13 protein-coding genes are annotated in these 12,028 nt (G+C 60.3%); all 13 read right to left on the reverse strand.

Going from position 1 to position 12,028, the window contains the following annotated elements; genetic code table 11:
* Positions 1-2 precede the first annotated feature (2 nt).
* The 13 genes from C7U61_RS14565 to C7U61_RS14625 all read right to left on the reverse strand — a co-directional run bounded on the left by C7U61_RS14565 (position 3) and on the right by C7U61_RS14625 (position 11,914).
* Positions 3-941, reverse strand: coding sequence for a hypothetical protein (locus C7U61_RS14565; RefSeq protein WP_106998749.1), 939 nt, complete (start codon positions 939-941; stop codon positions 3-5).
* Positions 942-1,539: 598 nt separating this feature from the next.
* Positions 1,540-3,687 carry a hypothetical protein gene (locus C7U61_RS14575; protein ID WP_245410796.1) on the reverse strand — a complete coding sequence of 716 codons (2,148 nt, stop codon included), beginning with the start codon at positions 3,685-3,687 and terminating at the stop codon, positions 1,540-1,542.
* Positions 3,684-5,765, reverse strand: a complete 2,082-nt coding sequence (locus C7U61_RS14580) for a phage tail tip lysozyme (RefSeq protein WP_106998751.1) — start codon at positions 5,763-5,765, stop codon at positions 3,684-3,686. The genes C7U61_RS14575 and C7U61_RS14580 overlap by 4 nt, the downstream gene beginning before the upstream one ends.
* 3 nt (positions 5,766-5,768) lie before the next feature.
* Positions 5,769-6,014 carry a hypothetical protein gene (locus C7U61_RS14585; protein ID WP_106998752.1) on the reverse strand — a complete coding sequence of 82 codons (246 nt, stop codon included), beginning with the start codon at positions 6,012-6,014 and terminating at the stop codon, positions 5,769-5,771.
* Complete coding sequence (locus C7U61_RS14590) at positions 6,014-6,703, reverse strand: hypothetical protein (RefSeq protein WP_106998753.1); 690 nt, start codon at positions 6,701-6,703, stop codon at positions 6,014-6,016. Before C7U61_RS14590 ends, C7U61_RS14585 begins: the two co-directional genes overlap by 1 nt.
* Positions 6,704-6,705: 2 nt before the next feature.
* Entirely contained in the window at positions 6,706-6,867 is a 162-nt protein-coding gene (locus C7U61_RS19535) for a hypothetical protein (RefSeq protein ID WP_181315846.1), read from the reverse strand.
* Entirely contained in the window at positions 6,867-8,291 is a 1,425-nt protein-coding gene (locus C7U61_RS14595) for a hypothetical protein (RefSeq protein ID WP_106998754.1), read from the reverse strand. Before C7U61_RS14595 ends, C7U61_RS19535 begins: the two co-directional genes overlap by 1 nt.
* Positions 8,291-8,632, reverse strand: coding sequence for a hypothetical protein (locus C7U61_RS14600; protein WP_106998755.1), 342 nt, complete (start codon positions 8,630-8,632; stop codon positions 8,291-8,293). The genes C7U61_RS14595 and C7U61_RS14600 overlap by 1 nt, the downstream gene beginning before the upstream one ends.
* An 18-nt stretch (positions 8,633-8,650) precedes the next feature.
* On the reverse strand, positions 8,651-8,974 hold the full coding sequence (locus C7U61_RS14605; RefSeq protein WP_106998756.1) for a Gp49 family protein: 324 nt from the start codon (positions 8,972-8,974) through the stop codon (positions 8,651-8,653).
* Between the two features lie 57 nt (positions 8,975-9,031).
* Positions 9,032-9,376: a hypothetical protein gene (locus C7U61_RS14610; RefSeq protein WP_106998757.1), complete on the reverse strand. Its 345-nt coding sequence runs from the start codon at positions 9,374-9,376 to the stop codon at positions 9,032-9,034.
* Between the two features lie 11 nt (positions 9,377-9,387).
* Entirely contained in the window at positions 9,388-9,783 is a 396-nt protein-coding gene (locus C7U61_RS14615) for a hypothetical protein (protein WP_106998758.1), read from the reverse strand.
* A 56-nt stretch (positions 9,784-9,839) separates the two neighbouring features.
* A complete protein-coding gene (locus C7U61_RS14620; RefSeq protein WP_106998759.1) occupies positions 9,840-11,000 on the reverse strand; it encodes a DUF4043 family protein in 1,161 nt (386 codons plus the stop codon).
* A 41-nt stretch (positions 11,001-11,041) separates the two neighbouring features.
* Positions 11,042-11,914, reverse strand: coding sequence for a hypothetical protein (locus tag C7U61_RS14625; RefSeq protein WP_106998760.1), 873 nt, complete (start codon positions 11,912-11,914; stop codon positions 11,042-11,044).
* Positions 11,915-12,028: the final 114 nt, after the last annotated feature.

The following is a 12,028-nucleotide window of genomic DNA, read 5'->3' on the forward strand; positions in this document are numbered from 1 at the left end:
CGTCAAAGCCTTATGTAAATCGTGAGGGCGCGGGAGGGCTGGATATTGTTATGCGCTTGGCCGCCACCGACCGGCGACATTGTGATGCCGGTATAAGCATTCTGGGTATTCAGGGCGCTTGGATCTGGGCCGCCTTGGGCAAAGGCACCCACATTGCCAGAGCCAAGCGGAAACCCCTGGGCTCTATTGCCCCAGTTATGGACGTGACCAGGATCGCTAAGGGGATGCGCGTGGTTCGGCATTTCACCCACGGACAGGGTATGCGCCGCTTCACCTCCGGCCCAGCCCAGACCGGCCCCTGGGATAATATTGGCCGCAATGTTTCCCATGACATCAGTGCCGACGATCGCGCGGCCGCGCCAATCCGGAAGCGTCATTTGCTTGTTCGCGTTCCAGTCCGCGAGCGCATTCGCGCCACGGCCACCGACGACGGTTAGATTGGGATCGGCATTCCAAAGCCAGGAGAAGAGCGCCTGAGCATCGGAGTTTGCCCGCTCCGACGCTCCGGAGATGGCATTTCCGATCGTCCGCGCATTAGCTCGGACGAAGCCTGTTCGAGTTCCATTCCCGTAGCCCATGATCATGTCGCCAGTGATCAGCACTGAGCTTGGATCAACCGGCGTATCGCCGCCACCACCGCCGCCCGCCGATGGCCCGATAATCGGCAGCCCATCGACGTCATAGATGATGACGCCCTGCGCGCTGGTCAGACGCTCATGATAGAAGCCGTCAGCCTCATCGAAGAAAACTGGCGGGAAATACCCATTTCCGTCGGTCTGGACCGGGTTTGGATGCGCATTGATCGAGCCGAGCGAATACGACTTGTAGACCGTGATCGGCGTCGTCGTACCACCTTTATAGAAATATGCCCGGGCGCCAATAAACGGCTTGCCGTTTGCGTCGTGGATCTGGGTATTAGACTGGTTCCAGAAACCGGCCATTCGCTTCTCCATAGAAAAAGGCGGCTCCGAAGAACCGCCTTTGCTAACTCGCCTTTAACGAGAAAATGGTATCTGGACGCTCGCCTTTAACGGAGAGCCCCATGAAGATCTTAGTAATTGCGCTTTGCACCCTCGCGTTCAGCATTTCCGCTGCCGAGGCTCGGTACCGTGACACTCGTCCCTACAACGGCTGGGCCACTGGCCATTGCAAAAGGGCGAGCTGCTATACGAAACATCCCGGCGGTACCTACCATTACCCCTATCACTACGGTCACCGGAGACGATAAGTGGCTGCCATTATCGGCCGAAGGAAACAGTTCGCCTGTTTCCTTCTCGCGGCATTCATGTAATGTTCCGGCATGCAAACAATCGACCACGATCCCCAAGAGCCGAAGATTGACCGGACGCCTGGCCCGTGGCGCTGGGTGTTTCCGATCATCGCCGTTTTATTCTTGGCGAATCTGCTGACCCGGCAGATTGATTGGATCTCTCTATGCCTTGGACTCGGAATGGGCTGCACGCTTGCCGGATGGGCAATCGAGATCACCGGCAACAAAGTTCCGGGCTCGTGGAAAGCCAATTCACGCAGGGATGGCCCTTAGTTCGGAGCGGCAATACGTCCCGGCACCGTCGACACCAGATTGTTCAATATCGCCGTCGCCAACCCCCTCTTTGCGGTATCAGACGTCATCTTACTTGACGCCACCGTCAACAAGTTTCTCGCGGCCTGCGGATCGGTCTCCATCAGCCCTCGCCCGATACGCTCTATGACGCGCGGCGGCATGCCCTTTCCCTCGTTTAGCACCCGAACGGCCGCCTGAATGGCGGCTGTCTTGAGGTTCCCGCTGAAGAGGTTCGTCAGCACGGCCGGATCAAAGTTCGCGATGTCAGACATGTCCGCTAGATTATCGGCGGTGCGCGAGCCGCCGATCGCCTGGTTCATCGTTTCGAACATTCGCTGCTCGCGACCGATACGATTTCCGAGCTGCTGGGCCATTCCTGGGGCCGCAATGGCTTGAAACTCATCCTCATACTTCGGCGTCATGAGCATGCGCGCCTTGTTCGTCGTCGGAGACGAAGCGGCGGCCTCGACACGGGTGATCAGCGGATCAGCATAGCCTGCCCGGAAAGCCTGCTGCTGGTCCGGCGTCATCGCATTGAACCCAGCGATATTGTCGGCGGCGCGGGTGCGACCCGAAGCGGCTGCAGTGCCGGCATCAACGGCATCGATGACGCCGCTCCGCTCGGCATAGTTTGCAGCGGCCTGGCGGTAGGAAGGTGATGCTTCGGCAAGCGCGTTGTTGATCTGCCGCTGTACCTGACCGAGAGCATTCGCCCGCCAGTTTGCGCCCTGGTTCGTGGCGCGCTGGATCATGTCGTCAACGTCCATCTTCGCACGGAATAGGGTATTGAAATCCGTGACCTGCGAATTGCCGTCGGAGAGCATGTTCCGGACCCGAGCGAGCGCACCCTCGATCGTGTCGTAGCCGATATTGTCACGAGGGTTCGCGACTTGATTGACGCCAGGCGAAAGGGTCTGATCGATTGTATCGAGGACAGGTGAGACGTTGACCGCGCCGGCGTCTCGACGCGCGGCGCCGTAAAGCTGATTGGCTTCAGCATCTCGGGCCGCCGTTAGCGTAGCGGCGCGCTGCGCAGCGGTGTCAGGAGCGGCAAAGCCTTCCGCGAGGGCATTGGATAAGCGCTCGCCCTGCCCTGCCTGGCGCGTCAGAAGCTGATTGACGACTTCCTGCCTCGCATCGTTCGGCGTGCGGGCGACAGACGAGAGCATCCGCTGACCCGCATTACCAATGGCGTCCGCTACGGCATAACCTTGCTGTCCGTCGTCGATTGCCGACTGGATGATATTCGCAATCTGATCTGGTGTTTTTCCAGATCTCTGCAGAGCGACGGCAAGAGCGCGGTTTGCCGCCGGCGTCGGATTCAGGCGCGATGTGACCGGCGCAAAAAGCGACCGGAGGAAGGAGCCCGCGCCTGCAGCGACATAGGGGGTCGCGCCGCCAGCGGCTAAACCCACGGCTCCCGCTGCCGCCCCGCTTTGAAGCCTATTCAGGAAACCATCTTGCCCGCTGCCAAAGCCTTGCGCACCGCCGAGAGCCGCACCTTCACCAGCGCCGATCGTTGCGGTTCGCGCGAGGCTCGCGCCGCGATTGATAGCGTTCGCAGTTGCGGATAGTCCGCTTTTGGCGAGCCCAGCGCCGCCGGCAACACCGCCGGTAAGCTGGCCCGCTAGACGATAGCCGCCGCGGTTCTGCTCGTCAGAAGCATTAGTCGCGCGCTCTTCGGCAAGAACACGATTGTAATCAGCGTCCTTGCTATCGGATGCGAACGGGGCATTGATAAAACGAGCAACGGCGCCGAGCGGGTTATACTCGCCGGCATAGATGCCGCTGTTGTAATACTCGTCGGGCGGCCGTTGGACAGAAAGCGGGCCGCTCTTTGCCTGAGCGGCAATTTCGTCGGCGAGACCGAACGAAAGCGTATCGGCGACGCCGCGCCCAAACGCGTCTACACGGCCGGCGATGCTATCGCGAGGATCGGCCGGCTGACCGATCCCAGTGTCGGGCGTGCGAGGCACAACGGCGCTACCGTCCGGCTGGGTCGCGGGCTGACTGCCAAGCGTCTTCGCAATCTCCGCGACGGTCGCGTTCTGCTGGTCGGGCGAGAGCTGCTGAAAGCTGTCGTCCACCGTCACCCTATGACCGGCGATATTCAGAACGGTCATTGCTCAATGCTCCATTTGACGCCCGAAGACGTCGTGTTGCCAGCCGGCGCTGTGGCTTGGGGTGCCGCGGATTGGCCTGCCTGCTGGCGAGCGCGCTGGACAGCATTCTGAACAACGCCGCGCAGATCGTTGAGTGCGTCTCGGTAGTCCTTTTCGCTCTGGGCCGTGTTCAGGCGCGCCATAGCGGCTGTTGCCTTCTGCCCTTCGACTTCGGTGATCTGACCGGCACCGCGCAGCGTGTTGTAGGCCTGCAGGAAGGTTTGGCCGGTGATCTGATCCATTTTCGACTGGACGCGCTGGGAATCCGTCGTGACGTTCGGCAGATAGCTGCTCTTGCCCAGCATCTTCGGGAGATACGGGTCGTTCGCGAGGCTATCGATCGACGAGAGGATCTGATTTGCAGCGCCTTCGACTGCTGGCAACGCAGTTTGTGCCGCTGCCTGAGCTGTGCCGCCAGCTTTATCCCGTGCCTCCCCGCGAACATCTTTCGCCTGGGTATCGATGATCTGACCAGTCTTGTTGTTCCGGGTGATAACCGATGTTCCCAGATCGGTGTTGCTGACGCCAGGCGTAGGAACGAAGCCCTGCGGCAATTTCGTCTGCTGGAACGTGCCGTCTTTGGCGAGCTGACCGATAACGGTGTTGCCGCCTGCATCCGTGCCATAGATCGGCGCAAGTCCATATTCCGTGCCGCCGGCCATTCCCTCAGGAGGAGCAATCCACTGCCCGGTGCTGGTATCGTAGAAGGCGCCCTTCCCGTTACTGAGAATTTCCTTCTTCGAGCTCGCGAACTTGCCGAGGCTCTGGACCTCGCCTGTTGACTGGTTCGCCCGTGCTAGCGTGCCGTCGTCGAGCTTGACGAATGACCACGGCTGCGCTGTCTTGCCGGTCAAAACCTGCTGCCAGAGCTGCAAGCCGACCTGGCGCGTGTAGGGATTGCGCACCATGGCGGCGATTTGGTCATTGGTGACGTTCTGCCGGGTTGCGGGTTGGGCTGCGGCAATCACATCGGGACTGACACTCGCCGCCGGAGCAACTGTCGCGGGAACGGCGGCTGACTGCACAGGAGGATTGACCGGTGAGCTCCCGGCTGCCGGCGGCGTCTGCCGGTAGGCTGTCGTCACGACAGGGTCGACATAGCCGGTCTGCGGCTGGCTTGGGCCAAGCGCTGCATTCAGTTGTGCAGGCGTTGCGCTGGCAGGATCGAAGCCGGCTGCTAATTGAGCCGGATTGGTGGCACGGATTTCAGCGGCAGCACCAGGCGCAGGCAGACCGATCGACGGGTCAAGACTCGCAACCTGTGTTGGACCGGCAGGCGCCGCGGCCGGGGGCTGAGCATTGGCAAACTGGTTGGCATAATAGTTCTGCGCCATGGCAGCACGCCGCGCAGCTTCCCCTCCAGGCTGATCATATCCGGCGAACTTCCAGGCATTCGCCATGATGCTGGCGGCTTCCTGTGGGCTCTTGGCGGCATTCAGGCGCTGGATCAGCGTCGGGTCTTCCTGAAGGAAGAACTTCGCCTGCAGCTCTGGACTGATGTTCGAAGGATCAGCGCCCTGCGACTGCGCGAAGTTGCGTAGATTTGCCAGTCGTTCGTTCCGCCACGACAGAATGCCACCCGCAGTACCGGGAGCACCGCCTTGCGACGGATCGGGCCAAGCAGCATTGACCTTCGACGGATCCCACGAGCTCTCCGCACGGCCAGTCGCGGCAACCGCCGCCAAGCCGTAAGGGTTCGTCAAGCCCCCGCTGCGCACCGTGTTGATGAACTGGTTCTGGATATCGTTCGGCGAGCCAACTGCGGCGCTGCCCTGCACCGGAGCGGGATTGGTGGCCGCGACTTGCTGTTGTGCCCCGGGCGCGGGAATGCGGCTTCCACCGAACAGACGACCGAGAAAACCCGGTTGCTGCTGGGGTGCCGGCGTGCCGGTGATTGCCGGAATCACATTTTGCTCGAATGCCTTGTTCTGCGCAGCCGTGTCAATCGCACTGCCAAGCGAGTTTGTCAGGCTATCGAGCCAGGAGCGGTCGGGCGTCGGAAGCGCGGTAATCGGGACGCGCAGGCTCGCGATGGCCATGGGTCACCCTCCAAGACGAATGTTGGGGTTCATGCTGGGGTTAATCGAGAACTGATTTTGCGGGAGTTTGCCCATGAGTTGGCTCAAGAAGCCGCCGGGCTGCTGACCTTGATTGATACCAGGTGCGGGCGGGAAGTATCCGTTTGCCGTCATCTGGCCGCCAGCAGGTAGCGTCCGCTGCTGTGGGCCAATCGCTCCGACGAGTTGTCCCATCCAAGAGAAATCAGGCTTTGGAAGCGTCACCGACATCAGAACAATCCTCCAGTCAGCGCCTTCGTGCCAAGGCTAATGCCGGTGCCCAGCAGCTTTCCAAGGAAGCCGCCGCTGTTCTGCGCCTGCTGCTCTTTGACCGCTGCCAGGTCGTTGTTCAGGCCCATTTGTCCTTGAGCTACAGAGCTTTCGAGCCCGAGGCGATCATTTGCGGTGCCTTGATAGAGGCTGGCGAGATTGCCGAGGGAACCGGCTGCGCCGTTGGCAGCGGTAAGCCCCTGACCGGAGAGACCGTTCAGTCGATCAAGCCAGCTTCCAAATTCCTGATTTGCAAGGCCGGTACCATACTGCGATAGCGCCGTGAGCGTATTTCCAGAATTGAGCATCCCAGCGGCAGATGCACCGCGCAAAACCGCCTGCGTGCCCTGATCTAGCGAGAACTGATAGCCAGGGCTCGCCTGGAAGGCACCTGTCGCGGCGGCGTTTCCGTCCGCGCCGTTAAGGCCCAGCGCGTCGGAATACATGCTGGTCGCGCTCTTGCCGGCCGTAAGATAGGGATCGTAGTTGCCGACAGCCTGATCTAGCGCGCCGGCCGACTTCTGTTCGCCCGTGTCGATGATGCTGTTGCCGGCGTTCTGGAAGTTGTTGAGCAAAACGCCGTTCTGCCCAATCGCCTTCGTCGTTGCCTTGCCGATGTTGCTGCCGGTCAGAGAGCTAAGAAATCCCATAGTCAGCCTCCTAAGGCAGCGATGCGCTTTTCAGCTTCGCGGATATGTTGATCGAGCGCCTTCAGATACTGGTACCAGTTCTGATTGACGCGGCCCGTCTGTGGGTCTGCAATCCGCTCGGTCGGGACCGGGAGTTGCGGAAGCGCTGCGAGTGTGGAAGACATCAGTTCGAAACCGGTGTTGCTTGCTGTGAACCGCCCAAGATCGACACATAAACAGGGTCGGATACGTCGATACGCCAGACGCGGCCATATCTGCTCGACATGCCGGCGCGGTTGATGACGACGGGCGTACGATGCGCCGCCAAGCGGCTGATTGGGCGTACCAATGGCGTCCCGAACAAATTACCGCCGTCATCGGACCATGAGATCAGGCAAACGGGATCGGTTTCGATCGGTTCGTCTCCGGTCACAAGGCCCTGACCAACGATCAGGTCGAAGTCAGCGCGTGGGATGGCGATGCGATCCGGGAAGCTCGTCGTCGGCAGCGAAATCGCGCTCATGACGAGCGGATTGCTACCCTCTTTTCTGTAATCCGGGTCAAGCTTCCAGATGTCGGCCGAGGTGCGATCACCGATCACCCATCCGTTGAAGGCCTTGACAGAACAGACGCCGCGCCAATGATTGTCGAGATAGCTTGCGCGCTCATGCCAGAAGCCAGTCGCAAGCTCATAGGTCCACGAGAAGGTCGGTCCAGTCACCGTCGCCCACATATGACCGGAGGTGACAGCTACCGTGACGTCGATCGTCGATTTGTCCGCGACGGCTTCAATCAGGCGATCGAGATCAGGTCCAGAAATCTTGGACGGCTGATATCCGCCATCGAGCCGATAGACGCCATTGTCGTCACCGACGAAAATAAGGCTCGAAAAGCCCTCTTCATTGCCGGCAATCGCGTAGGTATCGGCCAAGCCCTTCGAAAACACTGCGGCGCGCGAAAACGGCGTGCCGGTGGCATTACCGGCGTTCTGCCAAAACTCCATCCCCGAAGGTCCGAAGAGCACCAACTGCTCACCGAAGCCGAAGGCGTTCAGAAGACCGCCAGGATGGCTCTCCGCTTTACCGAGGTCCACGGCGTTGACGGCAGTGTCATTGAGCGCCGACACGAAATATCGGCCATCACGGATCGGAAAGACGAAATAGCCGTCGATGAACGTTACGCTGATCGGCTGCGGCAGATCACCGTCCGGATACGCCGTTGGCGGGGCATCGCGGGTGACGACGAAAGCGCCGTTCTCGGTCACGCAGACGATATCGGGGATCGGTGCTTTATTATTGCGGGCGAATGTCACGCGCTTTGTGCCGGTCAACGCGCCGATGTCGGTTACTGTGAAGGCGCCCGAGACGAAATTAACTCGAGAGAGCCGATCGGCCTGCGCAACAAAAAGATCACCATTGTAATAGTGGAAGCCACGGCAGCCGCTATGCGCCGTATTCGCCACTGGCGACAGACCCGGCACACGGCGGCGCGCAAAGCTGTTGCGCGATCCCTGCTCGAGTGGTTCGGCATAGCAGTTGATAAGCCTGCCGGAGCCTTCACCCGGACGCGCGCCCGGCGCCGTGCTGGTGGGAAAAATGATGTCAACCATCAGATATATTCCACCGGTAGAACGGAGCCGGAAACGTAAGTGGAAGGCTTGAGCTGGCGCAGCGTGTTTTCGGCGGCCAGCTTCGAAGCTTCATTGCGGGGCTGCCCATAGCTGGGCGCTATAGAATTGGCGAGGATGGTCGATAGAGGCTCGATCACCTCGTCATCAAACTGCTGCGGATCGCTGGCGCCATAGATCTGGCGCTGGCTCAGTTCCGCGAGCTTTCCGTCGACAATGCCGTCGATATCCTCGACGTTCTCCGGCGGCGGGTTCTGCCCTACCCCGCCATCGGCCTGCAGGAGCTTGAGCGTGGCAAGGATCAGGTCTTGTCTCGTCTTCATCTCGCCACGCTCCAGCTTTTATTGAGCAACGCCATGGGAAACGCGCGAAAGGTGCTCGCGCAGCAGATAACCTTCCAGCGCCCAAATCTTGTTGCGAGCATTGTCGCGAGCGATCTTGCGTCCGATCTCCTGATTGAAATTCTCGGGAGACGCGGCCGCGCTCTCGCCGGTCACGATATAGCCATTGCGCAGCGTCAGTGCGCACACGGTCAGCGTCGTGTTCGGAAAGACATGGTACTGTTCGGAGACGATTGTCTCGTCGATCTGCGTTGGCGTCACCCGCGGGGCATTGAGGCCCTTTGCCTGAATTTCAGCTTCGATCTGAGCTTCATCCTTGGACATCGATCTTTTCCTTCAATCTATGGAGAGAAAAAAGGCGGCCCGAAAGCCGCCTTATGGTCATGCCGCGACGTATTCGGCCTTGTCCTCGTCGGACAGGGCGTTGAATGCATCTGCGTCTTCTTTGGTCAGGCCTTCCTTGATGAGATCGGGGCCGCTCATGATGGCAAACGTGCCATCAACCTGCTCCAGGGCAGTGAGGACAACCTCAGCCGTCTTGGGCGCCGGAGTGGGCGTCCTGGAACCCTTTTCGTCATCCAGAACCTGGAAGAACGGATTTCCCCGAAGAACGGCCAGAACGGCTTCATCGGTGACATCGGCCGCGCGTCGAGCGCTGAACTTGTGATTCAGCGTCTCGGTATCGTCAGGGGTGCCCGGTTCCGGCAAGTATTTGACCTTTACCATCAGCGTGATCCTCAGTTGGCCGGGATATAGGCAAGGACAAGCTCGGCATCGCCGGTTGTTGCCGCCGTGCCGCTGTTGTCGACGGTGAACACGATATCCGTGTCAACCGTGACCTTGTGGCCGACTGCAACAGCCATTGGCGCAAAACCCAACGCCGCCAGGGATACGTTCAGCCCGTATTTGGATGGGTTGCTGGCATCACCGATTTGGACGCGATTGTTGGTGCCGAAGTTGAAAACCGTCTGAACGTCCACACCCGAGATGGGCGCCAGGATGATCGAGCCGGCGGGAATCTTGAACTTCCACGTCAAAACACCGTCCGAATACTGGATGCGCTTGCGGTAGTACTGGACGTTCTGGAAACCGGCGTCGCGCGCCGTGGTGTTGGCATTGAGAGGCATCGTCATGCCCTTTCATGAATGAGGGAAGGTAAACGGGCGGCCATAGCCGCCCTAGCCGTTCATCAAGAGTCCTGCGCGGCGCTGCTGAACTTGGTGACGACGCCCCACTGCTTCAGTGCCGTGCCGTCCATCGGGTGCTTCTTGAACATCTTCGCAGCACCGTAGGCCATTTCGGTGCCGACGCCCTGGATGAACCCGTAATCATCTTCCTTGCGGAAGGTTGGCTTTGCCATCTGGCCCCAGCCGAGGACGGCCGCCTGCTGGCCGCAGAGGAAACCTGGCTCGACGCGCGAGCCGCTGTTGCCGGCCGTCTGGAGCGATGTCCAAATCTGAGTGACGTACAAGGTGATTTCCGGCACCTTGCGGATGATGATGCCGTCATAGAGCAAGTCGCCGTCGACAAAGAGCGGGTTCTTATCGATGCCGTTGCCTTCACGGGCGCGGGCGTTCGTGTTCGCCGTCTTGATGTCAGGGTCATTCTGCAAATCGCGGAATTCGTTCGAGCCGCAGAAATAGACGTACCATTGATAGCCGTCAGCGGTCTTGAACGGCCGGATCGCCGGCACGGCATTTTCAGCCATGCGCTTTGCCAGAGTGAGAGACGCTGCGCTGGACTTGCCGGCTGCCGTGGTGATGTTGGCGAGAGCGGTGGCGTGGACCGCATTGTAATTGGCAATCGCATTGCCGTAGAGGATGCGGTCGCTATTATCGGCATTCCACGTATTGCGCTGCGCGGCAGTAGCTGCCTCATAGCTGATACCGTTGACGGTGTTGCCGTCGTCAGAGCCGAGCCCTGCGGGAGCGGTTTCCGAAGGAAGAGCCATGAAGGCGGCAATCAGGTCGTCGCGCTGACGCTCCTTGCCCCAATCCGCGAGAAGCGGCTTCGCTTCGCCGAACAGGTCAGCAGAGTCCTTCTGGATCTCGTTCTTCTTCATGGTGACCGCGTTGCGCGCCCAATCGATCCACAGGCGCATGCCGTAGTTGTCGATCTTGTCCTCGTTGCCGACGAGCGTGCCGGCCCCTCGCCCTTTGCCGCGAAGCTTCGTGACAAGCGGAATGTTCATCTGCTCGCCGCCGTTCTTCAGCTCCTGGCGAATGCGGATGATAGCGGTCAGATCCTGGCCCATGTAGGGCGAGAACAGGTTTTCGCGAACGAACTCGCGGTTGATTTCCTTGGTGTACTGGACAAGTTTGTTGTTGTCCTGAACCGTAGAGACGGCCATGGTATGGTCCTTTCAAGACGGGCGCGGCGCCTCTCGTGGCTTTACCGCTTGCCGCTGGTTGCGTGGCTGAATAGCGCGCTGTCGCTCATGTCATTGTCGGCCGCGGCGTTCCCACCGGACGGAAGACGACTGAGAGAGGGCGGAAGGCTTGTGACGGGCTGTGCCGTAGTCGGATTGGATGCTGCACCAGAGCGGATGCGTTCGAGGATCTTCGCCTGCTCGGCTGGATCAGCGAGACGCCTTTCAAGTTCAGCCTGGATAAACGCTTCCGGGTCGTCTCCAACCCGAGCAATCGCCTGCTGCTGTTTGTGCCACTTCACCAGGTTATCGAAGGGATTGCCGGAGGCCGTGATCTGCTGATGCAGAGCGTTGCCTTCCGGAGTACCGAAGAGCTTTTCAGCCGCTGCCTTGGCCGCTTGCACGGCTTCAGGTGTATGCACGGCTGCTGCTTTCGACTCCCACAGTTCCTCACGCATTTCCTGCATCTGCTGCTGGAACGGCGTTAGCTGGTTCTGCAGGTAGGCGTCCGGGTCGTCCCACAGGGCAATCGGACGTTCTTCCTTTGGTGGCTGCGGAGCTGGTTGCTGGCGCGCAACGACCATTCCGCGCAGTTCCGCTACTTCACGGCGCAGGGCTTCGGCGTCTGCCTCTGCTGCCTGCCGCTTTTCACGTTCAGCCTTGACGGCGCCGACTGGTACATTGCCGGGGATGGGCTGCTGTTCGGTCGGCGTAGCTGCGACTGGCTGATCGACAACAGGAGCCGGCGCTTCTGCCGGCGTCTTGGTGGCGAAGCGGCCCTGATCGTCGCGAGCGACGGCTGGCTGCTCATTTACTGGTGCTGGTGCATCTGCTGTGATCTCAGGCGCCGGGGCGTTATCAGACAACAGCTCATTCAATTCCGAGTTTACGGACATTGTAGTCTCCAATTCGTGGGAGGTTTCACGGATCGCCCTTGAGCCTGGCGGCGGCTATCGCCCATGAAGTCGGCGGCACTCTGCTGGATGCGGACCAGCGCCCGATGATCGCCC

The sequence above is a fragment of the Rhizobium sp. JAB6 genome, from assembly GCF_003024605.1.
In the GTDB taxonomy this organism is placed as follows: domain Bacteria; phylum Pseudomonadota; class Alphaproteobacteria; order Rhizobiales; family Rhizobiaceae; genus Rhizobium.

Coding starts and splice junctions, on each gene's coding strand:
- C7U61_RS14565 (WP_106998749.1), bottom strand. CDS start 941: ATGGCCGGTTTCTGGAACCAGTCTAATACCCAGATCCACGACGCAAAC.
- C7U61_RS14575 (WP_245410796.1), bottom strand. CDS start 3,687: ATGACCGTTCTGAATATCGCCGGTCATAGGGTGACGGTGGACGACAGC.
- C7U61_RS14580 (WP_106998751.1), bottom strand. CDS start 5,765: ATGGCCATCGCGAGCCTGCGCGTCCCGATTACCGCGCTTCCGACGCCC.
- C7U61_RS14585 (WP_106998752.1), bottom strand. CDS start 6,014: ATGTCGGTGACGCTTCCAAAGCCTGATTTCTCTTGGATGGGACAACTC.
- C7U61_RS14590 (WP_106998753.1), bottom strand. CDS start 6,703: ATGGGATTTCTTAGCTCTCTGACCGGCAGCAACATCGGCAAGGCAACG.
- C7U61_RS19535 (WP_181315846.1), bottom strand. CDS start 6,867: ATGTCTTCCACACTCGCAGCGCTTCCGCAACTCCCGGTCCCGACCGAG.
- C7U61_RS14595 (WP_106998754.1), bottom strand. CDS start 8,291: ATGGTTGACATCATTTTTCCCACCAGCACGGCGCCGGGCGCGCGTCCG.
- C7U61_RS14600 (WP_106998755.1), bottom strand. CDS start 8,632: ATGAAGACGAGACAAGACCTGATCCTTGCCACGCTCAAGCTCCTGCAG.
- C7U61_RS14605 (WP_106998756.1), bottom strand. CDS start 8,974: ATGTCCAAGGATGAAGCTCAGATCGAAGCTGAAATTCAGGCAAAGGGC.
- C7U61_RS14610 (WP_106998757.1), bottom strand. CDS start 9,376: ATGGTAAAGGTCAAATACTTGCCGGAACCGGGCACCCCTGACGATACC.
- C7U61_RS14615 (WP_106998758.1), bottom strand. CDS start 9,783: ATGACGATGCCTCTCAATGCCAACACCACGGCGCGCGACGCCGGTTTC.
- C7U61_RS14620 (WP_106998759.1), bottom strand. CDS start 11,000: ATGGCCGTCTCTACGGTTCAGGACAACAACAAACTTGTCCAGTACACC.
- C7U61_RS14625 (WP_106998760.1), bottom strand. CDS start 11,914: ATGTCCGTAAACTCGGAATTGAATGAGCTGTTGTCTGATAACGCCCCG.